This window comes from Pseudomonas lini (assembly GCF_030812475.1).
Lineage (GTDB): Bacteria > Pseudomonadota > Gammaproteobacteria > Pseudomonadales > Pseudomonadaceae > Aquipseudomonas > Aquipseudomonas lini_A.
In genome coordinates, this window is record NZ_JAUSSR010000002.1 from 1 (window position 1) to 24,642 (window position 24,642).

Consider the following 24,642-nt stretch of genomic DNA (forward strand, 5'->3'; position numbering starts at 1 on the left):
GCCAGGGCCACGGCCAGGGTGCCCATGGTCTTGCCCAGCGGCGTCACGGTCAGCGCCGCCGCCAGCATGGCGCCGACGATCACGATCGCCGAGATCGCGTTGGTCACCGCCATCAGCGGCGTGTGCAGTGCAGGTGTAACGTTCCAGACCACGTGATAACCGACATAAATTGCCAGCACGAAGATGATCAGGTTGTAGATACCGGGGGAGATAAACTCTTCCATCGTCTGAATCCTGCTTAGGCGTTTTTGCGAATGACTTGGCCGTCGCGGCACATCAGGCACGCGGCGACGATGTCGTCTTCGAGGTTGATCTCGAACTGGCCTTCCTTGTTGAAGACCAGCTTCAGGAAGTCCAGCAGGTTGCGCGCGTACAGGGCCGACGCATCGGCCGCGACCGCACCGGCCAGGTTGGTCGGGCCGCAAATGGTCACGCCATTTTCGACCACCACCTGATCGGCCACGGTCAGCGGGCAGTTGCCGCCCTGGGCCGCGGCGAGGTCGATGACCACCGAGCCGGGTTTCATCTGCGCCACGGTGTCCGCGCTGAGCAGCGTCGGCGCCTTGCGGCCCGGGATCAGTGCGGTGGTGATGACAATGTCCGCCTGCTTGGCGCGTTCGTGCACGGCCAGCGCCTGGCGCTGCATCCAGCTGGCAGGCATGGGCCGGGCGTAGCCGCCGACACCGACGGCGCATTCGCGCTCTTCATCGGTCTCGTAAGGCACGTCGACGAACTTGGCGCCGAGGGATTCGATCTGCTCTTTTACCGCAGGACGCACGTCCGACGCTTCGATCACTGCACCCAGACGTTTCGCCGTGGCGATCGCCTGCAAACCGGCTACACCTGCGCCGAGAATCAGCACGCGCGCCGCTTTCACGGTGCCCGCAGCGGTCATCAGCATCGGCATGAAGCGCGGATAGTGGTGCGCCGCCAGCAGCACAGCCTTGTACCCGGCAATGTTGGCCTGGGACGACAACACGTCCAGGCTCTGGGCGCGGGAGGTGCGCGGCGCGGCTTCCAGCGCGAACGCGGTAATGCCGCACTCGGCCAGCTTGGCAATGGTTTCATTGCTGAACGGGTTGAGCATGCCCACCACCACGGTGCCGCTCTTGATCAGAGCGAGCTCGCTGTTGCTGGGGGCAACCACCTTGAGAATCAGCTCAGCCCCAAACGCATCGCTGGCGCTGCCAATGGTCGCGCCTGCCGCTTGATAGGCACTGTCGACAACGCTGGCGTTAATGCCGGCGCCGCTTTGCACAGTGACCTTATGACCCTGGCCAATCAGCTTCTTGATGGTTTCCGGGGTTGCAGCAACCCGTGTTTCACCCGTCTGGGTTTCGAGAGGAACACCAATGTGCACGTCAAATCTCCTGCGTGATCTTTAATGAGTAAACCCAGGCACTTCGGAAGGTGCGGCGGGGGCGGACGATCAGCAGGATTCCGCCAAATCGGCACGATCAAACATTCGAACACTGGCAAAAGTCGATTCGTTTCGTGCTTTGTCGAGCGCTGTCCAGGGTTTAATCGACGACTGCCGGGTAGTCGCAAGAGTTGCCGGTTTGCGACTCCTTTCAGAACCGGAACGCTGGTTTATTTCGATGAAAAGGAACGCTACCTTATCCGGATTGTCCGACAATCCAGTTCCTGTTCACGCCACCTCCATGTCTGATATCGACACACGCAAACGTTGTGTTGGCGGCGTTTCGCCGTCAGCTACGCCTTCGGTGTGAAACTCCTCGGGCAATGTTTGAGTGGATGTAATGTCGGGGAGACATCGTCTCCCAACAAGTGAATTAGTAGCCTGTGCAGGTGGCGGTGAAGTCGTTGCCGCGACGCCAGGTGGTCATATCACGGTGATTACGGGGGCTATGAAGAGCTTGCCAAATACGTCCAGTCCAAGCAGCTCCGCTTACTCGCCATGGGTGCCCTGGAACGGATTGAGCGTCAAAAGCGTACCTCCTTGCCGAGCTGAAGCGTAGGCCGCGTCCATGACCTGCATGATTGCCTCGGCGTCGCGTAATGATGCAATGGGCTTGGCCCCGTTACGGCATTCAGCAAGCACTTGCTTGACGAACAGTGGGTAATAGACGTCAGTGTCCAGTTGTAGTCGGCGGCTTCGAGTACCGGCGGCAAGGTTCTGTCTATCCCTTATTTCGATGCGGTCGGGACCAGATTTGGCGTACATGCGATCGGACGAAAGGGTGAAGGAGAACTCGCGCTGTTCGTCGGCGGTACTGGGGAAACTGTATCCCGTTTCCACAACACCGATCACGCCGTCCTCGGTCTGCAGGGTCAGTAACGAATAGTCTTCGACGGCACCCCGATGCGTTAGTGAATTCATGACGGCTGAGACTCGCGAGACCTCTTTACCGGTCAATAGTCTGAAGAGATCTATGAAATGCGTAGCCACGTTGATCGTCGATCCGCCGCCTGAAAAAACGGGATCGATGGCCCAGCCTGAGCCTGCCGTTTCATAACGAGCGGGCGGACCTACGATGAAACGGAAAGACATGTAGTTGAAGTCCGTGGCCAAGTGTCCCTCAGCATCTTGCAGAGCACTCAGCAGTTCACTCATGCGGAAGATCAGCGGTACAGCACAGTAGAGATTGGCTTGCTCGGCCAGCTCACGCAGCCGTGTGACCTGCGCCATGTTGATGCCGCAGGGCTTTTCCAGGGCAAAGGGGATGTTTCGTGCGATCACGGCTTCTGCCAGCGACGGCATTTGCGAATGACGACCGAACACGAAAGCAAAATCGACCTGCTCGCGCTCAAGCAGCTCATAGGATGAGCTATACAGCGGGCATCTAAATCGCTCGGCGATGGCCTCGCCCTTCAGGTGCTCCGAATCCGAAACGGCCACCACTTGGACTCCATTGGTCTCAAGCGCATTCAAATACAACGGGACGTGCCAATGGCTGACCTCCAGCAACGCAACTTTCATACTGACTCACTCCTGGCGCGGTACAAGTAAACATATGGAATGTTCGGGTTGAACATGATCGCCCTATAAGTTCCAGGGAATCATTCATGGTCTTTCCCTTTATTCGATTCGATGAAAACGGTCGTTTTTTCCGTTTTCTCTGAAACGCTGCTACGTCAACGGCCGACTTCCCTCACCGGCGGCAACGATAATTCAGCATCGGCTGTTACGTTATCAGGGTGGTAATCGAACCCAAGGAAGCGCAGTGCAAGCAACGCCTGACCTTTATGCATGGGGCCCCCGTCCTGGGTATGACAACCTCGTTTACGTGCAGCATCGCAAAGCGGTGTCGAGTCCGGCGAGTTGATGATATCTACAACGAAAGTGCCAGGCTCCAGCCGCTCGGGGTCCACAGGCATAGGATCATCCTCGCTCATGCCAAGTGGCGTGGCATTGATCACGATTTCATAGCCATGTGGGTCGGGGGGACCGGAATGCGTGATGCAACCTGTTTCGGCAGCAACGGTTTTCGCCAGCTCCTCGGCTCGGTGTTCGTCGACATCGGAGATAGTGAGGGATCGGGCGCCCGCCGATGCGACGGCAAATGCGATCGCTCTGCCTGCGCCTCCAGCACCGACCAGAAGAACGCTTTTGTTCGCTGGATAATAGCCTTCCCATTGCATGCCCAGAACACAGCCGAGGCCATCGAATATGGCGCCGACCCAGCGTCCGTCTGTCTCGCAACGAATGACGTTGATTGCACCGACTTGACGCGCAGTCGGATGAAGTTCGTCGACATGATCCAGCATCCTTTGCTTGTGCGGCATGGTGACCAGGATGCCAGCGAGATTGTTCAGCGCTCTGGCACCCTTCACGAACGCGGACAGATCATCGGCCTTGACCTCCAATGGAACACAAACCGCGTCTGCCTGCTGTTCCATAAAGAGTCGGTTGAATAATTGCGGAGACTTGGCAGCCGTCAGCGGATGGCCAACCAATCCATAAAGCCGGGTTGTTCCTGTGATATGTGAGGCCATGGTTGCCTGATATTTGATGTTGACGGGAAGAGGCGTCCTGGCGGCTTCTTGGTTCATGCACAGCGTCGATGGCTATGCATGGGCAAGTGCCGACCGCATGATGCTGTTCTGCCCGTCGGGGCCTGTGTGGGTCTCGAAAACCTGATGGTCGCACCAGGGTGATCGTCGAAAGTCGTTACGAGCGCAGTTGGCCAGCCAGATCCTTCGGTGCGTCTGCCTGAGCTGTGCCCTGCATCGCTTCGGCCCGCATACGATCGTATTCTTCTTTGGCAATAGGCACTGCATTGCGCTTGCCGAGATCTTCAAGGCGAATCCGGTACGTTTCACGTGTAGTGAACGCCGCGATCGCAGCGATAACACAGATACCTAATGTAAGAGTGCCGATTTTCAGAGGGATATTCTCGGAGCCGGGGGGCGCAACAGTGACGAAGATTGCCGGGAGAAACGCAGTCATCGCGGTCCCTATGTTCTGTCCGATGGCCATGCCGGTCACACGCACCCGCGTACGGAACAACTCGGGAAAGAGGCTTGGGAATACACCGTTGAAACCCTGATAAGCGACGCCCCACATGAGTACGGAGAGTACCAGCGAAAGCCACAGGTTGTGGACGCTGATAGCGTACAGGTAGGCGTACGAGAGCAGTCCTGCGCAGAGAACGCCAATAATGACTGGTGGCCGGCGGCCGATCTTGTCTGAAAGGTTACCAACGAAGGGGATCAGGATCACTGCACACAGGTTACCCAGCAGTGGAATCCACAAATAGATGCCGGCAGGGAAACCGATTCCATAGGCCGGTTGAACCGCATAGGTCGCGCCGAAGACCGAGGCGACAATGGCGATCACCGCGGCAAGTGCCATGCAGATCACACGCAAGAGATCACCCCAGCTCTGCCGGATGACTTCGACGACTGGCAGGACAGTAGCTTTTTCGCCTTGCTTTTTTTGCTCGGCAAATGCAGGTGTCTCATCGACCTGGCGGCGAATGATATAGCCCATGATGACGACGACCACGCTGAGCAGGAACGGGATCCGCCAGCCCCAGGACGCGAACTGATCCGCAGGCATGAAGTGAGCGAGAGGCAAGAAAACTGCTGCCGCGAGCAACTGCCCGGCCTGAACACCTTGTAGGGTAAAGCTCGCGAAGTAACCACGGCGACCGGACGGAGCGTGTTCGAGAATCATCGAACTGGCGCAGGAGATCTCCCCGGCCACCGCAAACCCCTGAATCAGGCGCATCGTCACCAGCAGCACCGGCGCCCAGATCCCGATCTGCTGGTACGTTGGCAGAAGACCGATGCACATCGTCGAGAAGCCCATCAGGAACATGCAGTAAACCAGAACCGTTTTACGGCCGTGGCGATCACCCAAATGCCCCAGGACGACAGCGCCTATCGGCCGGGCGATATAGCCCACACCAAAGCTGGCCAGAGAGGCAATGATGCCGACCGCTGGGTTATCAGACGGAAAAAAGAGCTGTGGAAACAGCAAGGCCGCCGCGGTCGCATAGATAAAGAAGTCGTAATACTCCAGTGCCGAGCCGATCCAGCCGCTTGCTGCGGCCTTCTTTGACTGGCTTTTGGAGTGGGCGTCGATCGGTATGCTCTGATTCATAACGTGTCTCCGGTTTCTCAATTGTTGTTATTGTAACTCTGTTCCATCAGTAATTCTGTTACCAGTATCGCAGCCTTGTCAAGGGGCATCCCACGTTCTGGAGAGCGCCTGCGCGTCCAGTTCTGTGTAGATAAAGTCAGCCAGATACAAGGGGGTTTGACTTATTTGGTGGCCCCTGCATACTATTGGAACATCGTTCCAGTACGAACAGTGTTGCTCGCGTTCACCTCATTGCCATAGATAGGTCGAGAAAAATATGAGAGTCGTAAAAGGTGCTGTTGACCGTTGCCTGGAAGCTATTGAGCTGCTGGCACGAGAAGCTCGCTGGATGCGGATGTCCGATATCGCAGCCGAGCTGGGCTTGGAAAAGGGGCCCGCTCATCGAGTGCTTGCTCAGTTAGTCGAGCAGGGGTGGGCAGAGCAGGATGAAGCCACCTCGCAATACCGCTTGACGCTGAAGCTGGCACTGTTGGGGCAGCGCTATTTGCATGGAATAGGCTTGCCTGAATTGGTCCAGCCAATCATTGAGCAAGTGGCTGTCCAATGTCATGAGTTGGTGCGGTTGACGGTGGTCAACGAGGGCACCTTGTCCTGGCTGTCTTCGGCCCAGGGCGCCGCGCCGGGGCTCATGTATTCACCGGCCATGGATCAACCGATCAATCTGTATGCCACCGCCAATGGCAAAGCCTGGCTGGCCTCAATGCCTGATGAACTGGCCATTGAACATGCGCTACGTAGCGGGTTGGGGAAAGCTGACGCCGGGATGGGGCAGGGGCCGAAAGCCATCAACAGCATCGAACGCTTGCTGCCCGAACTGGCGCTGACCCGAAAGCGCGGGTATGGCCTGGTCATTGAAGAAGCTGAGGCGGGTGTTTGGGCAATTGCCGTACCGGTCAAGCTGGTTCCGTCCGGCACTGTGGTCGGCACCATGAGCATTGCCGGCCCGGTCTTGCGCATGCAGCCCGAACGTTATGAGGAATTGCATGCTCTGCTGGAAGAGGCCGCCAACAAGCTGGGGACGGTTTGGCCGCGCCAGAACAACGTGCATTCGGAGAGCGTATGAGCCACCTCGCACCTGCATGGACCGAGGCAGGGTCAGGGCTGGAAGTGGCCGCTGCCGCGCTGGTCCGTGCACGGCTGGAGGGTGTTCGGCTGGCATCCTTGCCAGGCCCGAACCTGCCAGGCAGCCTTGCACAAGGTTTTGCCATCCAGCAGCACGTGGGGCTATTGGCTGGAAAAACCGTGGGGGGTGGAAGTGTGCGTTACCCCCGGCTGGCAAGTGGATCGTCGCCCCCATCTACAGCGACAGTATTGTAAAAGGCGAACGTTACCAACTGGCCGCCGACGCCGATAAGGCGCGCATCGAGCCCGAACTGGCGTGCGTCCTGGCCCATGATTTGCCGGCACGTGTCGAGCCCTATACAGCAGAACAGATCATTGCTGCGATCAGCGACGTGCACTTGGCACTGGAAGTGATCGACTGCCGTTACACCGATCCACACACGCTGCCGTTCGAGCAATTGCTCGCGGACGGTCTATTCAATCACGGTCTGGTACTTGGGGCGCCAATCACGCAGTCGAACGCTGCGAGCATGCCCTCTGAACTGGATATCACCCTGAGCGATGCAACGGCAGAGCTTCTAAATATCAAGGGCCGCCATCCGGACGGAGATCCGTTGTTGCCGATCGTATGGCTGGCCAATTTTCTGTCTACACAAGGGATAGGGCTGCAAGCAGGGCAGGTGGTTATCACCGGCTCCTATGCAGGTGTTCTCGATGTGCCCGTTAATCAGCCACTGCATATTCAGTTCGGCGAAGCAGGCTCATTGTCTGTCCATTTCTCAACGCTGGAGGAGTAACAAATGCGCTTAGTTCGTTTTGGTTTGCCGGGGCAGGAACAGCCGGGAGTTTTGGATTCGAAGGGGATCGTGCGAGACCTTTCGGGCATTGTCGACGACATCGATGCGTCGGCCCTGAGCCCGACAGTGCTGGAAAAGCTGCGTGCTGTTGACGTTGAAAAACTCCCGGTGGTGGCGCCTGGCACACGTCTTGGTCCATGCGTAGGCAGCGTACCGAACCTGATTTGTATCGGCCTGAACTACTCCGATCACGCGGCTGAAACAAATACACCTATCCCGAGCCAGCCGGTGGTCTTCAACAAACACACCGCGTCCATCAGCGGGCCCAATGATCCGGTCATTCTACCAACGGGGGCCCAGAAGCTTGATTGGGAAGTCGAACTAGCCATCGTCATCGGTACGCCTGCCTGGCAGATTGATGAGTCGCAGGCCTTGGATCACATCGCCGGTTATTGCCTGGCCAATGATGTTTCCGAGCGGGCTTATCAGCTTGAATACGAAGGCCAGTGGACCAAGGGCAAAAGCGGTTTTTCTTTCGCACCACTGGGACCCTGGCTGGTCACCCGTGACGAAATTGCCGACCCGCAGGCAATTGACCTCTGGCTCGACGTGAACGGCAACCGTCTCCAGACCGGCAATACCCGTACGATGATTTTCAGCGTTGCACATATTGTCGCGTACCTCAGTCGCTTCATGCCGCTGATGCCGGGTGACGTCATCATTACCGGTACGCCTCCAGGTGTGGGGCTCGGGCAGAAACCACCGGTATTTCTCAAGGCGGGTGACACCATGCGTGTCGGTGGCCAAGGGCTGGGTGAACAATTTCAGACCGTGATTCCTTACGTTGCTGAAATGGGGGCTGCATGGGTCGCCGGTCGCCATCCCAATGTTGACTGACTATCGCTGGAGGAAAACGCTATGAGCTTTGCAGGAACAGGTGTAGTCGCGATCTGGCATGATCTTTTGCCCGAAGCGCGGGACGAATTCTATGAGTGGCATAACCGTGAGCACATGCCAGAGCGGGCCGCAATACCGGGCTTTTTGCGGGGGCGCCGATACATCGCTTTGGATGCAGGGCCGACCTATTTCAACCTCTATGAGGCTGACACTGTGCAGGTGTTGGGAGGGCAGGATTATTTATCTCGTCTCAACAGTCCGACGGCATGGACCCAGCAGTCGGTGCAGTCCTACCGCAACGTCGCGCGATCCATTTGCGAGGTCACTTACACAAGTGGTGTGGGGCAGGGCGCGTATCTGTTAACGGTCCGTTTCGATGTTGGCGAAGGGCAGCACAAATCAGTGTCAGACGCATTGCGCCAACGCGTGCTTCCTCCCGTTACTGATAAACAGGGTATTACCGGCGTGCATTTGTGTGTGGCTGATGAGGCCGTGAGCAAGGTTGAAACCGCAGAGAAAAAAGCCCGCGCCGAAGGCACCCAGATACCGGCCTGGATCGTCATGATCGAAGGCTGTGCGCCCGACTACGTTCGTGTCGCCGGCGAGTCTTTTGTGGCTGATTTGCAGCGGCTGTTGGAGGGGCAATCGATGGGGCCAGAAACCACGCTTTATCAATTGGAATACACACGTTGCAAAACGCCGGGAAGTGCGGGTTGATCGCCGGGCGTTCGAGCACGTTTTAACTTCCAGTCGTTGTTCTCATGCAGTTCCCCACGAGCGTGCCATTACAGGCATTGAGTCAGGCTCGCGTCTGCGCACGCTCGGGTTTTGCCTAAGGTGAACCAACCAATTACCAAGTTGCTCAATAAAGGGCTATTACAAGACACATAAGTTAAATACTCCCCGCAGTCGCTCGGTAGTTAGCGCTTCGAACTGCCTGTGCATAGGTTAATACGAGCTAAAAAATCGCAACAAAACAATAATAACTCATTGTGAGAAAACATCATGCGCTACCCTGTTATTTTCCGCAGCGTGCCTGCAAATCAATCGCTGATCAGTCTGACGCTTGCGTTCTGCGCGGGGTCGTCAGCGGCTGTTCAAGCCGATCAAACCAGCGGCTTTGTCGATGGCGCTAAGGCCACCCTCAATTTGCGCAACGCTTACATCAATCGTAACTTCATCAATCCAGCCTATCCCAACAGCGCTGCACCACAGAACAAAGCCGAGGAGTGGACCCAGAGCTTCATCCTTGACGCTCGCTCTGGTTATACCGCTGGGCCGATAGGATTCGGTGTTGATCTATTGGGTCTTTATTCTCAAAAGCTGGATGGGGGTAAAGGCACCGGCGGTACCCAACTGTTGCCGATCCACGACGACGGCCGACCAGCCGATAATTTCGGCCGCCTCGGGGTGGCTCTGAAAACCAAACTGTCAAAAACCGAATTGAAGGTGGGTGAATGGATGCCCGTATTGCCGATCCTGCGCTCTGACGATGGCCGTTCTTTGCCGCAGACCTTTCGTGGTGGCCAGGTGACCTCCAACGAGATCGCCGGCCTGACCCTCTATGGCGGGCAGTTCCGTAGCAACAGCCCGCGCAACGATGCGAGCATGGAAGACATGTTCATGAACGGCAGAGCCGCGTTCACCTCGGACCGTTTCAACTTTGGCGGCGGCGAATACACCTTCAACGATAAGCGCACCCAAGTCGGCGTGTGGTACGCCGAATTGACCGATATCTACCAGCAGCAGTACATCAACCTGACCCATAGCCAGCCCGTTGGCGACTGGACCCTGGGTGCCAACCTCGGTTTCTTCAACGGCAAGGAAGACGGCAGTGCCCTGGCCGGCGACTTGGACAACAAAACCGCCTTCGCCTTGCTTTCCGCCAAGTATGGCGGCAACACCTTCTATGTCGGCCTGCAAAAACTCACCGGCGACAGCGCGTGGATGCGCGTTAACGGCAGCAGTGGCGGCACCCTGGCCAACGACAGCTACAACGCCAGTTATGACAACGCCAAGGAAAAGTCCTGGCAGGTGCGCCATGACTTCAACTTCGTGGTGCTCGGCATTCCGGGGCTGACCATGATGAACCGCTATATCAGCGGCAGTAATGTGCACACCGGGGCAATCACCGATGGTGAGGAATGGGGCCGCGAATCGGAATTGGCCTACGTGGTGCAGTCCGGGGCTTTAAAGAACCTGAGTGTTAAGTGGCGAAACGCTAGCATTCGCCGCAGTTTCAGTACAAATGAGTTTGATGAGAACCGACTCTACATTAACTACCCCATATCTTTTTTATAAGGGGTCCTATGCCCGTACATTCTGCGATGGGTAGGCGATCGGCCAAATACGTCACCCGGCAGGCATTGGTGGAACCCACATCGTCTTGCTCCGTCGATCGAAATAGTGCGCACTGAAATAAATCCTTTCAACCCATCGCTTATTCGATCAAGGAATAACCATAGCCGAATATGCTCCTTGTTCGAATTAGAAAACGTGCTAAATTCTGCTTACCGGACAACCGGATATACTCAACCCTATCTTATGGTACGACTATGTCCGGCGCCCGACTCTTGCAAATCAGCCCTGAGGTTTTGTCCTCCGACGAATCCCATGTGGCGATTTTTCGGGCCAGTAATTCCCGAGTTCTTCCCCGCACCTTGCTTGTCACCCCACGAGTGGCTGGCAAACCTCTCCCGTGTCAAGCCAATAGCGAAGCCTGCAGCGCAATCAGTGAAGGTTTAGCGTTTCTTCTCTACGCCATGTGAAGTGACACCTGTTGGCGTATCTATTGAATCAGTTGCCTGGCTTTTCAAGTCACACGTTGCTCCAGGGCTGCGTGAATGTTCATAAACGCTGTCCACTCAATGGGCTCCGTTAAGAGCGGCAAACTGCTCGAATCCCAGAACCATTCATATGATTTGCAACTATGCCAAACTACTTGGATGACGCTCATCGAGCTGAAGTACTAAGCCTGAGCCGTACGAAAACCGGCAGAACTGAATGGCCGACCTGGCTGTTGCTGGTTGGCTTCTATTCTGCCTGGGTCACGGTTGTATTGGCTAAAGACGCACTTGGCGAAGTGTTTACGGTCGTTCTATTGATCCCCTTGGTCGTGCTCTGGATGTCAATTCAACACGAGTTGATTCACGGTCACCCAACCCGGTGGCCCTCGGTGAATAAAGCATTGGGTTATTTGCCTTTCGCCGTCTGGTATCCCTACGAAATTTACAAAGACACTCATCTAGCGCATCACAACGATGAAGTATTAACTGTTCCGGGTCAGGATCCAGAAAGCCGCTATGTCACAAACGACTTTTGGAAGCAGTCACCTGCTTATATGAGGGCGCTGCTGTGGATCAATAAGACAGTCGGCGGGCGCTTGATGATGGGGGCTCCATTGGCCCTCCTGATACTGGTAGCGACTGAATTGCGCAGCCTTTTTCGCAGTGGGCCGAGCAATATTAAAATGTGGTCGGGCCATTTATTCAGCGTCGTTGCGCTGCTGGTATTCGTTGAGCACTTCAGCGCCATCAGTGCCGCGCAGTACGTGTTCCTGGTTTCAATTCCCGCCTTATCTGTCGCAATGATCAGGTCCTTTTACGAACACCGACCCTCGGAGCGCCCGGAGCATCGAACTGTTATCACTGAGTCATCGGGCCCTCTAAGCTGGCTTTTTCTAAACCTCAATCTGCACTTGGTCCACCATGATCTTCCGGGGCTGCCCTGGTTTTATTTACCGCGTGTTTACAAGGCGAGACGTGAGCAGTGGATTACGCGAAACAATGGGTTTTATTTTCAAGGGTATTCCGAACTGGTGCGTCAGCATTTGGCCGAGCCCGTGGATTGCCCTGTCCACCCCGCTAAGCAGTAAAAATTATCTACGTTAATCCAGGTGCCGGTAATGATACGTTTTGAATCAGTCATGAAAACTCATAGAGGCAATGCGCGACTGGCTGTGAGCGGTTTAACGCTGCATATCCCGAAGGGCGAAATCTGTGTGTTTGTCGGCCCTAGTGGTTGTGGCAAAACCACTATCTTGCGAATGATCAACCGTCTGGATCGCCAGGACAGTGGCCAGATCAGGGTCGATGGCGTAGCGACGGATGAGCTTGACGTTGTGACGTTGCGCCGCGGGATCGGTTTCATGATGCAGAGTTCAGCGTTATTTCCGCACCAGACTGTGGCGCAGAATATTGGCGCTGTGCCCCGGCTTCTGGGGTGGGGACGGGACAAAATTGCACAGCGCGTAAGCGAGCTCATTTCACTTGTGGGCCTGCAGCCGGAGTTTCTTGATCGCTACCCCAATCAGCTTTCCGGGGGGCAGCAGAGTCGTGTGGCCCTGGCGCGGGCGTTGGCATCCGATCCCCCCGTGGTGTTGATGGATGAACCCTTCGCAGCGCTGGACCCGGTGATACGCGAACGCTTGCAGGATGAACTGGTGGCGCTGCAAAGACGGTTGCACAAAACCATTATTTTGGTGACCCATGATATGGAGGAGGCCATTAAAATTGGCGACCGAATTGCAATTTTTGAAGGCGAAGGAAAACTGGTTCAGTTTGATACCCCCCACAATATCCTTGCCCATCCGGCCAGCGAGTTCGTCAAGAATTTCATCGGCAAGGATCCGTTGTTGAAAAGACTGTCGTTGATGAGGATTTCTGATCTTCCAGCGGATGAAATCAACTGCGAGTTTGAACTTCTGCTTGACGAACAACGTATCCCCTCAAAATGGTTGAGCGACTCAACCGTGCCGGCTCCCGAATTGGTAACCGTATCGAGCTCGCAGTCGTTGCACCACGCCCTGATGAATATTCTGAGCGTGCAAAACGGTGTGGTGGTCCGCGTTGGGGAAAACGGACGCTATGAGGGGTGCGTGTCGCTCGGCTCACTCTACAAAGCGCTGAACGAGCGCCGCCCAGGCGTTGCTCAATTATGATTGACTGGTCTTGGATTCTGGAAAACTGGCTGCCGATCGGCTTGCTGTTAGCGGATCACGTCCAACTGGTAACCCTGGGTCTTTGCTCGGGGATGCTGGTAGCGGGTCTCATGGTGCTCTTGACACTGTGGAAGCCGGCACTGGCGCGGCCAATGATCTACCTCAGCGGCATACTGTTTACCATCCCTTCATTGGCGCTATTTATTTTAATAATGCCATTTACGGGATTATCGAAGACGACATCGGTGATAGGGCTCAGTCTTTATGCATTGCTGATCATTTTGCAGAACACGTTGGCAGGTCTTGCCAGTAACCCCGCGCATATCCTGGAGGAAGCCCGGGCGCTAGGATACACGCGCATACAATGTTTCCTGGGTGTTGAACTTCCATTGGCGCTGCCTGCGCTGTTGGCGGGGTTGCGTACAACGTCAGTTACATTAGTAGGGTTGGTGACGGTGACAGCGTTAATTGGTCAAGGAGGGTTGGGGCAGTTATTCATCACAGGGCTCGCCCAGAGTTTTACGACACCGGTAGTCGTGAGCTTGATTCTCACGGTGTTATTGGCGTTTTGTTTTGACTACCTATTTTATTCAATAGACAAATTTCTTATTCGTTGGGTGCGCTAATGGACATGATTTCAGGCGTCTACCTTTGGTTTTTAAGTCCTGAGCACTGGCTGGGTGAAGACGGCTTATTGAGTCGGATGGGTGAACATATTTATTACGTGTCCTTGAGTATCACAATGGCGTGCGCAATTGCGCTGCCGTTGGGCGTGCTCATGGCCAATTACAGGAAAGGCGCTCAATGGGTAATGGCGCTGTTTAATCTCGGTCGGGCATTGCCTTCATTGGGGATAGTGATACTTGCAATCATGGTTATTGGTTATGAGACAGGTACCGTCATTATCGCGTTGGTTGTCATGAGTATTCCTCCGATATTGACCAATACTTATGTTGGAATTGCCCAGGTTGATGCCTCTTTGAAAAGCTCCGCCAAGAGCATTGGAATGCGCAGATGGCAAACGTTTACCCAGCTCGAATTACCGTTGGCTTTTCCGTTGATTTTTTCTGGAATCCGCTCTGCACTGGTGCAACTCATCGCTACCGCAACCATCGCTGCCTATGCGGGATTCGGGGGGTTGGGCCGGTTTCTGATCGACGGGCTGGGTCGCAATGATACGCCCCAAATAATTGGCGGTGCACTGGTAGTGTCCGCACTGGCGATTGCGAGCGAGGCGGCGTGTTCAACGATAGAAAAATGGATGACACAAAAATGGCGAACGGGTGCAATTGAGCCGGGCGTTAACTAGTTTCACTCTTCCGATAGTGCGATTTATTTTTGAAAAGGCGAACAGAAATGAAAAAGAAACGAAGCCCTTCGAGTCAATCAACTTATTCAGTTTCCTTGCTTTTGGGGCTGGGCATGCTAACGGCCAGTACGCTTGCCAATGCTCAAACCATCACTGTAGGGGGCGCTAATTTTTCCGAGCAAACTATCCTTGCCAATATCTATGCGGCCGCCCTTAAAAATCAGGGCATAGAAGTGAAAACGAGGCTGAACCTGGGGAATCGGCAAATTATCTCCAATGCGTTGCAAAATGGCGATGTGGACGTTGTGCCGGAATACATCGGATCATTGTTGAGTTTTTACGACGACAAATCCACCTTGACGACCCAGAGCGACATTATTTCCTCCTTGGAAACAAAGTTACCCGCGGATCTCCAGTTACTTCAACCGTCTGCGGCGGGCTCCATCACGGCGTGGGCCGTCACACAGAAGACCGCAGACAAATACAAGCTGTTCAAACTGTCGGATCTTGCGCCGGTTTCTGGTGAACTTACGCTCGGCGGCCCCCCCGAAGTCACCACAGCTGCGCTGGGCCTGCCTGGGCTGAAAGCTGTTTACGGGATCAATTTCAAACGCGTCAAGACGCTGGACATGGGCGGGCCCTTGTCGAGGCTGGCCTTGAACTCAGGCGCTATCGATGTCGCTACGGTAGTTTCAACTCAAGGCATTCTGGCAAAAGAACCCTGGGTCGTCCTTGAGGATGATCGGCACCAGCAGCCTCCGCAGAACATTACTCCACTTGTTCGTAAGCCCGTGCTCACCCCTGAAGTGGAAAAGGCACTGAATGCCGTTTCGGAGAAACTGACGGGGGATGAGTTGGTGCAACTCAATCGCCTGGTTGATATCGACCACAAGGACCCTGCGAAAGTCGCAGAACAGTGGGTAGCCAAAAATACGCTCAAGTCGGCTCACTGAGCATTAATGCGATCTGGATAATGTCTCGGAGTTACCATGTCTGACAGAAGTATGATTCTGAATTTGTTTTTCTTTAATCCTCAGGGTGACCACCGATTCTCATGGCGCCACCCTTTGTCGCCAACCAAGGAAATTTTGACGTTTGGTTACTATGCCAAACTTGTCCAGGCGGCGGAGGCGGCGAAGTTCGACGCTGTTTTTATCGCTGATCACGTGGCGGTATGGGATTCCGTAGCCAGCGGATTGAGACATTATGCCAATGCGCGCCTTGAGCCTATTACTCTCCTTTCAGCACTGTCTGCTGTGACGGATCACATCGGGCTGATGGGGACCGCTTCAACCTCTTACAACGACCCGTTCAACATCTCTCGATATTTTGCGTCGTTGGACTACATCAGTTCAGGGCGCGCCAGTTGGAATATCGTGACTTCCTGGCTGGAAGAGGAGGCTTCCAACTTTGGACTGTCCGGAGTCGCCAGGCACGGTGATCGTTACCTGCGGGCTGATGAATTCATCCATGTCGTCAAGCGGCTGTGGGACTCTTGGGAGGATGATGCACTCAGCTTCGATAAGCCCGGGGGAGACTTTGCCGACCCCTCGAAAATTCATCCCATCCATCACACCGGGGAGCATTTTCGCGTGCGCGGACCGCTGAATGTGCCGCGTCCACCACAAGGCTATCCTGTCCTGGCCCAGGCAGGGTCTTCTGAAGCAGGTAAAAACCTGGCCGCCGCCCATGCGGATGTGCATTTTTGCTTTATCAGCGCAGTAGAAGAGGGGTTGGCCTACAGGGCAGATTTGAATCGCCGGCTAGTATCCAAAGGCAGAGAACCTGGGGATCTGAAAATTATCACCGGCGTTCTGCCCGTCGTCTTGGGCAATGAGACAGAACAAGAGCGACGAGAGCAGTTGGAGGACAGCCTCACGATTGATGCGGTTGCGATTGATCTCGTCTCCAGCTACACCCGTCTTGATTTGACAGGCCTCTCGCCTGACGGTCCATTACCAGCGCTGCCGGATGAATCCGAGTTTGATGGTATTCGTACTGAATTGGCCCTGCTCAAAAAATACGACCCATCCTTGTCGATCCGCGAAATTGGACGCCGGTTAGTCAAAAGCTCCAGTACCTGGCTGCTGATTGGAACGGCGGATCAGGTAGCCCGGCAGCTCGCAGAGTTGTATGAGTCCAACGCAGTCGATGGCTACAATCTCATGTTTCCCTTTTTGCCGACTGACTTTGAAAACTTTGTTAATGGTGTCGTGCCCTTGCTGCAAGCCCGAGGCGTATTTCGCAACGAGTATGAACCTGGCACATTAAGGGACCGTTTGGGTTTAAAAAGACCTGGTAACAGTTTCCTGCTGTGATGACGCCGAGACACCATCTCGACTTTGGAATGCCTTTAATATGATTAGCGATCTATCAATGTACCTGGCTCCGGACAGGGTCCGACAAGCACAGGAAGACTGGCTTCAGCGAACTCTGCAACTTATTGGTGAGCGTCGAGGGCAGGAACCGATTACAGACTCGCCGTCTCGTTGGCTTTCGCCCGAGCTGCTGCTGTCGCAAACCTGCGGCTACCCCTTGGTCACCTCACTGCGTGGCAAGGTGAGACTGGTCGGTCGTCCGAGCTATGAGCTTCCTCATAGCTCAGGGGGAAACCATTGCAGCTTGATACTTTGTAGAGCGGACTCTCCTGTCACTCATTTGGCCGGATTTGCTGGCAGTCATGGTCTTATTAACGCAGAGGACTCCAATTCGGGGATGAACCTGTTTCGTCATGCGCTTTCAATGGTGAAGGAGGGTGCTTTCTTTTCGAAAGTCTCTTTTACGGGGGCGCATCGAGAGAGTATCCGGAGGCTAAAAAATCATGAGGGTGATTTAGCGTCCATCGATAGCGTTACCTATGACTATCTTGATAGATACCAAAGTGAGGAGATCAAGGGGCTAAAAATAATTGCGCGCAGTGCTGTGAGCCCGTGTTTGCCCTATATCACTTCAATTCTGCGTTCGGAGGATGAGGCAAGCAAGATAAGGTCTGCGTTGAATGAGGCATTAAGGCAGCTTCCTGAGGTTGCTGAAGATTTGGCTATCAAAGAAGTGCTGCCGGCGAGCGATGAGGATTATGAAGTCCTTCGTAAGTACGAACGATTTGCCACTGGGCGTGGCTTTTCGTTTGTTTCTGAATAGTGCTGAGCCCCACGTTACGTTCCACTCGGCCGCACCCTTCGGAAGCCCGGGATGACACGGATGATGGTGCGCACGCGCCGGGCAATGGCCATGGGCGCTGGTGGCTCTGCTCGGCCAATTATGCCCCTGAGCTCTGGAACCAGTTGAGCTGGACGGACGGTCGTGGACTGATTTCTCTGTATTGACAGATTGTTCGACAATATTTAGTCTTTGCTGAATGTTTCAAGGACTGAACGCGATGACTAATGGATTAGTTGCACCTGCCCGCCCGTGCCTCATTGAAAAATTCTTGTTGTGCCCACCGGACCGCCTGACTACGGTTCTTGGGCATGATTCTGCCGTTTGCCTGACGCAGCTGGAGCTCAAGTCGAAGGTTTATCAGGCGCGGCAAGTACTCCGCAAACGCGCTCTCGAACCGGGTCAGGTCTTGGCAGTCTGCATGCCTTCCAGCATTGAGGTGCTAGTCGTCGTGCTCGCCGCGTGGGCCGAAAGATTGGCAATCGCTCTCCTGCCGCACGATTTAAACCATACGACAATGCGTGATAGCAGCGGGTTGGCCGCAATGCTGGAATTGATTGATCCAGCGTTGATACTGGCTTCTGGGGGGATAGCGACGCAGTTGCCGGACTCATGGTCAGACGTCGCCCTGACGGATGACGAGTTGCTCAAGTTGACGAATGCGGTAGTAGATTATGTCGATGAGCCAGCTTTGAGCCGCCCGGAAGACTTGGCGATTTTACAATTCACGTCCGGCAGTACCGGAATGCCTAAAGCGGTATGCATTAGTCAGTCGATGCTCAGTTCAAATTGTCAGGCGATCGCCGAGCGTGTGAACGTCGACACGACGGACCGAATGGTCAGTTGGTTGCCGCTTCATCACGATATGGGGCTTTCTGCGTTGACGTTGGCCTGGTGGTGTTCGATCGATCTGGTGCTGATGCCGACTCACGAGTTTTCTCGACAGCCCATGGCTTGGCTGCAGGCGCTTTCTCGTTTCAAAGGTACCTTGTCGCCAGCGCCGACCTCTGCGTTTGCCTTGCTCAGCCGTCTGGCAGGGCGTGTGCGCGAAGGTGACCTGGACTTGTCCCGTTGGCGCTATGCCTGGGTGGGTGCCGAGCCAGTGTTCTATGACCACCTCCGTCAATTTGAAATTGCTTTTGCAGTTCATGGCCTGCAAGTCGGTGTGCTGCAACCCGCATACGGTATGGCGGAAGCCGTGGTTGCGGTTTCACTCAACGCGCCGGGGCAAGGTCTGCGCGTTCGCTGGTTGGATACTCAGAGCCTGCATAGCTCAATGCTGGTCAGAGAGCAACCGCCAGGCACTCCCGGCACTGCACCTTATCTAGGAAATGGCACGGCGGTCGGTGACACCGAGTTTCGAGTCGTAGATGAACAAGAGATTCGTTTGGCGGAGGGGCAGCTTGGCCGGCTTCAGATCAGGGGCGACAGTATCATTCGTCGTTACTTGAAAATGGATCCGGTGCGACCAAAGGCAAAAGATTGGTATGACACCGGCGATCTGGGCTTTCTTCTGGACGACGAAGTGTTCATTACCGGGCGGAGTAAGGACTTGATTACTCGTGCAGGCGTTAACGTCAATCCGCACATCATTGAATGGTCGCTGGAAAGTGCATTCAATCTAGCGGCCGGTTCTGTCGCTGCCTTCTCCTGTATCGACAGTCACCGTTCAAAGGAACGCGTCGTAGTGGTGATGGCGAGCAATGCTCTGGGCACTCGGGAACTACCGGAATTGCGTCGTGAAGTTGCACAGATCGTTGCGCGCCAAGCGGGCGTCCAGGTTGATGATCTGGTGCTGATCCGCCGCGCAGATTTCCCCAAAACCACGAGTGGGAAAATCCAGCGACAAGCATTAAGTCGACTGTATTTGAGTAACCGTTTGAGTCCGGCGGCCGCCGATACCGATCCCGTTTCCGCTTAATCCTCTTTTACAACAGCACGGATTGCATACGTGCAAGGAGCACTTGTGTTTGATGTTATTTGCCAGACGATAAAAAGCCTTTCAATACAGGGGATTCTACCTGCTCATTTGAACAGTTCCGTAATAAAGGCAAACGATACCCTGTTGGACTTGGGCCTGGACTCAATGGGGCAGTTGACGCTGCTTTCCGAGTTGAAAGGTCGTCTATCCGTGAACCTGCCTGCCGACCAGGTTGATGCGATGACTACGCTTCATGAGTTGGCGCTGATACTTGAGCGCGCGAACACGCTCGAGTTCTCCACGGCGGTATAAAGGGGGTGGTCAATGTCCACTAATACGTCTGTAAAAATGCCGTGGTTCGTCAGTGCCAGGATCGACACGCTGGCTATTTTGGTCGGAGGACCATTGATTTCGGTCGCGCTGTTACTGGCTATTATGCAGGGGCCAGCATTTCTCTTGGGGGCGTTGTTATTTGCGCTGTTCCTGGATATTCCCCACGTTCTTCAAACGCATGTTCGATTATTTGCTGAGCCGCTGGAGTACCAGCGGCACAAAGTGCAATTCTGGGCTGGATTGGTTGTTATTAGCGTATTGTGCGTCGCCCTCTACAGCATGAATGCTTTACCTTGGCTTGTGGCTATCTGGGTTTACTGGCAGCCCTATCATGTCTGTAAACAGCATTTCGGTGTGGCGGCAATTTATGCAAAGAAGGCTGGGTATAAACATTCAACCTTGCCTATTCGCAACATGGTACTGGCCGGGTTTGCTGCACCGTTGAGTTATCGCATCACTCACGGTGGTTTTCATTTTGGGCACTATGAAATGTTTGGGCAGACGCTTCCGTTTGCGAACATCTCAATTCCAACGCTGGCACTCGAGCCGTTCTGGGCTTGGTTGGCATACGCTGTATTCGCAGCCATGACTCTTCAATTCCTGGTTGCCGAGTGGCGACATCAGCGTAATCAAGAAGGCTTGCCGCGGTTCGTGCTCATTATGTTAGCGGTTACATTGAGCCTTTATAACGCCGCTTACCTGCTGGTGAGCGACCTGTATGCGTTGATTTTGATCGGTACCAGTATTCACGCGCTGCAATACCACCTGGTGTGCACCTCTACTGTAATGGCTGGACTGCGCCGATCTGCAACCCAGCCAGCCGTCACAGGCGCCTTGGGTGTTGCGCACGGTTGGGTCAAGCGGATGGGGGCTAAACCGTGGATATGGTTCAGTACCTTGGGGCTGGCCAGCTTATTGGTACTCAGCCTGGAGATGCCATCCGTAGGGCTGGTACCGCTGATCATCGTTCTGCATCACTTCTACCTGGATGGTGTCATTTGGAAACGTCGGTGAAGCCTGTCGCAAACCTGGACGGGCGCACCTTCGTGGATGAGTTGCGCCCCTTGATTGAGGACTTACGACGTCATCACGCATGGCGCTATCGCCTGGACTTCGGGTTGAGCATCGGATTTTTCTGGGTCGCACTGTCAATGCTGCAAAGCGCCAGTTCCGTGACATGGCCGTTATGGTATGGCACGGCAGTGTTCACGCTTTACCGGTCGGCCATGTTTATTCATGAACTGAGCCATATGCCACGCCGCGCTGTCCCCGGGTTCAATCTGATGTGGAACTTAGCGTGTGGTATCCCGATGCTGTTGCCATCGTTTTTGTACTTGAGTCATATCGACCACCATACCCTGGCGCGATACGGCACTCGCCAAGATCCGGAGTACCTGCCCTTTGAGCAGCAGTTTCGCCGCAGCGTGCTCACCTTATTGGTCGGCACGCTTTTCACGCCGATATTGCTGCTGGTGCGTTTTGCAGTGCTCGGCCCTATGTCCTGGTGCATTGCGCCGCTGCGTCGGCTGGTCATCGAGCGATACAGTGCTGTCACCTTACATGCCGCCTACCGAAACACTGCGACGCGTTTTCGCAGCGCACGGGGCTATAACCACCTGCTGGAGGTGGTGACCAGCCTGTACGCGTGGGGGCTGATCGCTGTGGCAGGCTCGGAGATGTTGCCGTGGTCGCGGATCGGCCTGTTCCTTGCCGTCATTTATGGTGTGTTGTTCATCAACATGTTCCGCACATGCCTGGCGCATCGATATGCCTCCAGCGGTCAACCGGTATCACTTCAATGGCAGTTGGGCGATTCGTCGACCCATGATCGCCAAGGAAGTTGGCTGGAACTGTTCGAGCCGCTGAGTCAACGCTATCACGCCATGCACCATCTTTTTCCGGCATTGCCCTATCACTCTCTGCGGCCAGCCCATGAACGAATCATGGTGGCAGAGGGTGTGGCGGCGGATCTTTATCGACAGACAGCGGGTCGGCTATCGCCCGTTTCGTCGCCCTACATCACAGAGAACCTTTCATGAGCCGTTGGCAGCAAGTCAGTCCATTTGAGCAACATGTGAACCCTGCTATCGGCGAACTGATTCGTCGGGCAGGGCTCGACAAAACTTTTGTTCGCGGCGAGGGCTGCTACCTCTATGACGCAGAAGGACAGGCTTACCTGGATTTTCTCGGCGCGTACGGTGCACTGCCATTCGGCCATAGCCCGGACGAGTTGCTAGCCGAGCTGGCCAGCTTTCAACTGAGTCGGGAACCGATCTTTGTTCAGCCATCCTCCCTGGCTGCAAGTGGTTTGCTGGCACAACGTCTATTGGCAATCGCGCCTGGCGATTATCGAAGCGTGACCTTTCAAAACAGTGGCGCAGAAACGGTAGAGGCTGCACTTAAAGCCTGCCTTATCAAGACAGGTCGCAAGCGCATTTTATCGACCCATCACAGCTTCCATGGCAAGACTCTGGGGGCGCTCTCCGCTACAGGCTCGGATAAATATCAGGATGGTTTCCAGGCACCGTTGCCTGGTTTTGATTTTGTTGACTATGGCGACATTCAAGCCCTTGAAGATCAATTGCAGCGGCACCCTGGTGCCTATGCTGCGGTGATCATCGAGCCGATACAGGGGGAGGGCGGAATCAATCTGCCGCCTGCCGATTATCTGCAGCAAGTCAGGGCTGCCTGTGATCGCAGCGCCACCCTCTTGATTATCGATGAGGTTCAAACCGGACTGGGTCGCACAGGGAAGATGTTTGCCAGTGCTGGCGTGCAAGCGGACTGCTTGCTGCTGGCTAAAGCCCTTGGCGGCGGGGTCATGCCGATCGGTGCCTGCCTGCTCAGCGAGAACGCGTACAGCGAGGACTTCCAGAACAAGCATTCGTCCACTTTCGGCGGGAATACACTGGCCTGCCGCATCGGGCTGAAAGTGCTGGATCTTCTACACGAGCGTCAAGACCTTCTGGACGGTGTGCGAGATAACGGACGCTACCTGCTGGAACAGCTAAATGGGCTGGCCGCAAGACACGCCTCGTTCATCAAGGAAGTACGCGGCGCGGGCTACCTGATCGGCATCGAGTTTCATCTTGACCGTAGTCACTATTCTCAATTTTACGGCGGCTTTACCGGCATCATGGGGGAGCAGGAGAGCCTTGTTCCCATTCTCGCCAGCTACTTGCTCAATGTCGAAGGCGTACGAGTTGCACCGACCCTCAACGGCGCGAATGTGATGCGTGTCGAACCTCCTCTTGTTGCCGGGCGAGCCGAGTGCGAGGTGTTCATCCAGGCGCTTGCTCGCACCTTGCAATTGGTGGAGGAGGGGCGCACGGGCACATTACTTGCGCATCTGCTTGATGCTCAGCCCTGCTCGTCGGGCCCATCGCAAGCGCCGTTGCATCAGGTGAGCTTTGCCGAGGCAGTGCCTGATAACCATTTTGCATTTGTCCTGCACCCTCTGGAACTCTCGAACTATGCCGAATTCGATGAAAGCCTGAGTCATTATTCCCAACATTCGTTGCTCATGCTTGAAGAACGTTTGAACCCCTTGATGGAGCCGTTCTTCGTTTCTACGGTCGAGCTTACATCGCCTGCCACGGGCCGCAGGGTGACCGGTGATCTGATCATGGTGCCACGCTCCGCGGCGCAGTTTGCTGCGATGCCCGTGGAGGAGTCCTGTGAACTGATCGGCCAAGCCATCGACATGGCCAAGCAACGCGGTGCTACGTTGGTAGGACTTGGAGGGCATACCTCAATCGTGACGGGTGGTGGCCTGCGTCTGTTGGATAAAGGCGTGGCACTGACCACGGGTAACAGTTACACCCTGCTTACAGCGGTTGAGGCATCGTGCCGCGCGGTTGAAATGACGGGACGCCGTATGCAAGACATGCGCGTTGCTGTTATTGGTGCCACCGGAAGCATAGGCTCGGCCATCGCGCGGTTGATTGCGATGCAGGCCGGACAGGTCACCCTGGTGGGTAACCCGATGAGCGCACGGTTCAACACGCCGCGCTTTGCTTCTGTCATTACCCATTTGGTGAACTTCAGCACGCAGACCGTCCCGGCACCCGGCAGCGTGCTAGCCAGAATCGCTGAGCGTTTGAACGAACACGAAAGCGCGGATTTAGCAGCATTGTTATTGGCTGAAAACGGTGAGCGTATTGCGCTGCGCTGGAGTAACGACATCAAACTTTCGTTGGCCGACGCTGACTTGGTACTGATCGCGACTAACAGCGCCAAACGTTTTATCAGCGCCGATGACATCGCCGAAGGCGCCATCCTGTGTGATATCTCCCGACCCGCCAATGTCAGCCAGGACATATCCAGTCGCCGGCCGGACGTGCTGGTGCTTGACGGTGGCATTGTCGAAATGCCAGGGGAAGCACGCTTGGGTTCACGTTACGGTATCCCGGACGAGCTGGCGTACGCCTGTATGGCCGAGACCATGATGCTCGCACTCGAAGGTATCTCCTGTCACACGAGTCTGGGTCTGGATCTCAGCAATGATGATCTCGAATTGGTTCAGGCGCTGTCCGTCCGCCACGGTTTCATGCTGGCCGGATTTCGCAGTTTTGATAAAGCCCTCGATCCCGCTCAGTGGCGCAGATATGCCGAACGCTTCAGCAGCGCTACCACTGTCGAAACCATCTAAAAGAG

The 24,642-nt window shown here is 55.2% G+C and carries 22 protein-coding genes; 17 read left to right on the forward strand and 5 right to left on the reverse strand.

What is annotated here, in order from left to right; translation table 11 throughout:
• The 5 genes from J2W17_RS03885 to J2W17_RS03905 form a co-directional block, all read right to left on the reverse strand.
• Window positions 1-224: NAD(P) transhydrogenase subunit alpha (locus J2W17_RS03885; RefSeq protein WP_307329522.1), on the reverse strand; the 224-nt coding region annotated here is incomplete at its 3' end.
• Window positions 225-238: 14 nt separating this feature from the next.
• Window positions 239-1,360 (reverse strand): Re/Si-specific NAD(P)(+) transhydrogenase subunit alpha, encoded by a 1,122-nt coding sequence (locus J2W17_RS03890; protein WP_307329525.1) that lies wholly within the window; start codon window positions 1,358-1,360, stop codon window positions 239-241.
• 549 nt (window positions 1,361-1,909) lie between these two features.
• Window positions 1,910-2,941 carry a Gfo/Idh/MocA family protein gene (locus J2W17_RS03895; protein WP_307329529.1) on the reverse strand — a complete coding sequence of 344 codons (1,032 nt, stop codon included), beginning with the start codon at window positions 2,939-2,941 and terminating at the stop codon, window positions 1,910-1,912.
• A 155-nt stretch (window positions 2,942-3,096) separates the two neighbouring features.
• The gene (locus tag J2W17_RS03900) at window positions 3,097-4,014 is read right to left on the reverse strand and encodes a shikimate dehydrogenase family protein (RefSeq protein WP_307329532.1); all 918 of its coding nucleotides are present in this window, start codon (window positions 4,012-4,014) and stop codon (window positions 3,097-3,099) included.
• A 118-nt stretch (window positions 4,015-4,132) separates the two neighbouring features.
• Complete coding sequence (locus tag J2W17_RS03905) at window positions 4,133-5,569, reverse strand: MFS transporter (protein ID WP_307329535.1); 1,437 nt, start codon at window positions 5,567-5,569, stop codon at window positions 4,133-4,135.
• A gap of 256 nt (window positions 5,570-5,825) precedes the next feature.
• On the opposite strand from J2W17_RS03905, the gene J2W17_RS03910 reads away from it, so the two are divergent.
• The 17 genes from J2W17_RS03910 to J2W17_RS03990 all read left to right on the forward strand — a co-directional run bounded on the left by J2W17_RS03910 (window position 5,826) and on the right by J2W17_RS03990 (window position 24,637).
• A complete protein-coding gene (locus tag J2W17_RS03910) occupies window positions 5,826-6,632 on the forward strand; it encodes an IclR family transcriptional regulator (protein WP_307329538.1) in 807 nt (268 codons plus the stop codon).
• A gap of 16 nt (window positions 6,633-6,648) precedes the next feature.
• Entirely contained in the window at window positions 6,649-7,428 is a 780-nt protein-coding gene (locus J2W17_RS03915; protein ID WP_307329543.1) for a fumarylacetoacetate hydrolase family protein, read from the forward strand.
• A gap of 3 nt (window positions 7,429-7,431) precedes the next feature.
• Complete coding sequence (locus J2W17_RS03920; protein ID WP_307329547.1) at window positions 7,432-8,325, forward strand: fumarylacetoacetate hydrolase family protein; 894 nt, start codon at window positions 7,432-7,434, stop codon at window positions 8,323-8,325.
• A 21-nt stretch (window positions 8,326-8,346) separates the two neighbouring features.
• Window positions 8,347-9,042 carry a DUF4286 family protein gene (locus J2W17_RS03925; protein ID WP_307329550.1) on the forward strand — a complete coding sequence of 232 codons (696 nt, stop codon included), beginning with the start codon at window positions 8,347-8,349 and terminating at the stop codon, window positions 9,040-9,042.
• Between the two features lie 288 nt (window positions 9,043-9,330).
• Window positions 9,331-10,626 carry an OprD family porin gene (locus tag J2W17_RS03930; RefSeq protein ID WP_307329554.1) on the forward strand — a complete coding sequence of 432 codons (1,296 nt, stop codon included), beginning with the start codon at window positions 9,331-9,333 and terminating at the stop codon, window positions 10,624-10,626.
• A gap of 628 nt (window positions 10,627-11,254) precedes the next feature.
• The gene (locus J2W17_RS03935) at window positions 11,255-12,199 is read left to right on the forward strand and encodes a fatty acid desaturase (RefSeq protein WP_307329557.1); all 945 of its coding nucleotides are present in this window, start codon (window positions 11,255-11,257) and stop codon (window positions 12,197-12,199) included.
• A gap of 30 nt (window positions 12,200-12,229) precedes the next feature.
• Window positions 12,230-13,264 carry an ABC transporter ATP-binding protein gene (locus J2W17_RS03940; RefSeq protein ID WP_307329561.1) on the forward strand — a complete coding sequence of 345 codons (1,035 nt, stop codon included), beginning with the start codon at window positions 12,230-12,232 and terminating at the stop codon, window positions 13,262-13,264.
• A complete protein-coding gene (locus J2W17_RS03945; protein WP_307329565.1) occupies window positions 13,261-13,890 on the forward strand; it encodes an ABC transporter permease in 630 nt (209 codons plus the stop codon). Before J2W17_RS03940 ends, J2W17_RS03945 begins: the two co-directional genes overlap by 4 nt.
• On the forward strand, window positions 13,890-14,573 hold the full coding sequence (locus tag J2W17_RS03950) for an ABC transporter permease (protein ID WP_307329568.1): 684 nt from the start codon (window positions 13,890-13,892) through the stop codon (window positions 14,571-14,573). Before J2W17_RS03945 ends, J2W17_RS03950 begins: the two co-directional genes overlap by 1 nt.
• A 47-nt stretch (window positions 14,574-14,620) precedes the next feature.
• Window positions 14,621-15,526, forward strand: a complete 906-nt coding sequence (locus tag J2W17_RS03955; RefSeq protein ID WP_307329571.1) for an ABC transporter substrate-binding protein — start codon at window positions 14,621-14,623, stop codon at window positions 15,524-15,526.
• 36 nt (window positions 15,527-15,562) lie between these two features.
• Window positions 15,563-16,891 carry an LLM class flavin-dependent oxidoreductase gene (locus tag J2W17_RS03960; RefSeq protein ID WP_307329574.1) on the forward strand — a complete coding sequence of 443 codons (1,329 nt, stop codon included), beginning with the start codon at window positions 15,563-15,565 and terminating at the stop codon, window positions 16,889-16,891.
• A gap of 58 nt (window positions 16,892-16,949) precedes the next feature.
• A complete protein-coding gene (locus J2W17_RS03965; RefSeq protein ID WP_373459954.1) occupies window positions 16,950-17,714 on the forward strand; it encodes a phosphate/phosphite/phosphonate ABC transporter substrate-binding protein in 765 nt (254 codons plus the stop codon).
• A 238-nt stretch (window positions 17,715-17,952) separates the two neighbouring features.
• Window positions 17,953-19,653, forward strand: coding sequence for an AMP-binding protein (locus tag J2W17_RS03970; RefSeq protein ID WP_307329579.1), 1,701 nt, complete (start codon window positions 17,953-17,955; stop codon window positions 19,651-19,653).
• 45 nt (window positions 19,654-19,698) lie between these two features.
• Complete coding sequence (locus J2W17_RS03975; protein WP_307329581.1) at window positions 19,699-19,965, forward strand: acyl carrier protein; 267 nt, start codon at window positions 19,699-19,701, stop codon at window positions 19,963-19,965.
• A gap of 12 nt (window positions 19,966-19,977) precedes the next feature.
• Window positions 19,978-21,000, forward strand: coding sequence for a hypothetical protein (locus J2W17_RS03980; protein WP_307329584.1), 1,023 nt, complete (start codon window positions 19,978-19,980; stop codon window positions 20,998-21,000).
• On the forward strand, window positions 20,985-22,025 hold the full coding sequence (locus J2W17_RS03985) for a fatty acid desaturase family protein (RefSeq protein ID WP_307329587.1): 1,041 nt from the start codon (window positions 20,985-20,987) through the stop codon (window positions 22,023-22,025). Before J2W17_RS03980 ends, J2W17_RS03985 begins: the two co-directional genes overlap by 16 nt.
• On the forward strand, window positions 22,022-24,637 hold the full coding sequence (locus tag J2W17_RS03990; RefSeq protein WP_307329590.1) for an aminotransferase class III-fold pyridoxal phosphate-dependent enzyme: 2,616 nt from the start codon (window positions 22,022-22,024) through the stop codon (window positions 24,635-24,637). Before J2W17_RS03985 ends, J2W17_RS03990 begins: the two co-directional genes overlap by 4 nt.
• The last annotated feature ends 5 nt before the right edge of the window (window positions 24,638-24,642 follow it).

Coding starts and splice junctions, on each gene's coding strand:
- J2W17_RS03895 (WP_307329529.1), bottom strand. CDS start 2,941: ATGAAAGTTGCGTTGCTGGAGGTCAGCCATTGGCACGTCCCGTTGTAT.
- J2W17_RS03900 (WP_307329532.1), bottom strand. CDS start 4,014: ATGAACCAAGAAGCCGCCAGGACGCCTCTTCCCGTCAACATCAAATAT.
- J2W17_RS03905 (WP_307329535.1), bottom strand. CDS start 5,569: ATGAATCAGAGCATACCGATCGACGCCCACTCCAAAAGCCAGTCAAAG.
- J2W17_RS03910 (WP_307329538.1), top strand. CDS start 5,826: ATGAGAGTCGTAAAAGGTGCTGTTGACCGTTGCCTGGAAGCTATTGAG.
- J2W17_RS03915 (WP_307329543.1), top strand. CDS start 6,649: ATGGACCGAGGCAGGGTCAGGGCTGGAAGTGGCCGCTGCCGCGCTGGT.
- J2W17_RS03920 (WP_307329547.1), top strand. CDS start 7,432: ATGCGCTTAGTTCGTTTTGGTTTGCCGGGGCAGGAACAGCCGGGAGTT.
- J2W17_RS03925 (WP_307329550.1), top strand. CDS start 8,347: ATGAGCTTTGCAGGAACAGGTGTAGTCGCGATCTGGCATGATCTTTTG.
- J2W17_RS03930 (WP_307329554.1), top strand. CDS start 9,331: ATGCGCTACCCTGTTATTTTCCGCAGCGTGCCTGCAAATCAATCGCTG.
- J2W17_RS03935 (WP_307329557.1), top strand. CDS start 11,255: ATGCCAAACTACTTGGATGACGCTCATCGAGCTGAAGTACTAAGCCTG.
- J2W17_RS03940 (WP_307329561.1), top strand. CDS start 12,230: ATGATACGTTTTGAATCAGTCATGAAAACTCATAGAGGCAATGCGCGA.
- J2W17_RS03945 (WP_307329565.1), top strand. CDS start 13,261: ATGATTGACTGGTCTTGGATTCTGGAAAACTGGCTGCCGATCGGCTTG.
- J2W17_RS03950 (WP_307329568.1), top strand. CDS start 13,890: ATGGACATGATTTCAGGCGTCTACCTTTGGTTTTTAAGTCCTGAGCAC.
- J2W17_RS03955 (WP_307329571.1), top strand. CDS start 14,621: ATGAAAAAGAAACGAAGCCCTTCGAGTCAATCAACTTATTCAGTTTCC.
- J2W17_RS03960 (WP_307329574.1), top strand. CDS start 15,563: ATGTCTGACAGAAGTATGATTCTGAATTTGTTTTTCTTTAATCCTCAG.
- J2W17_RS03965 (WP_373459954.1), top strand. CDS start 16,950: ATGTACCTGGCTCCGGACAGGGTCCGACAAGCACAGGAAGACTGGCTT.
- J2W17_RS03970 (WP_307329579.1), top strand. CDS start 17,953: ATGACTAATGGATTAGTTGCACCTGCCCGCCCGTGCCTCATTGAAAAA.
- J2W17_RS03980 (WP_307329584.1), top strand. CDS start 19,978: ATGTCCACTAATACGTCTGTAAAAATGCCGTGGTTCGTCAGTGCCAGG.
- J2W17_RS03990 (WP_307329590.1), top strand. CDS start 22,022: ATGAGCCGTTGGCAGCAAGTCAGTCCATTTGAGCAACATGTGAACCCT.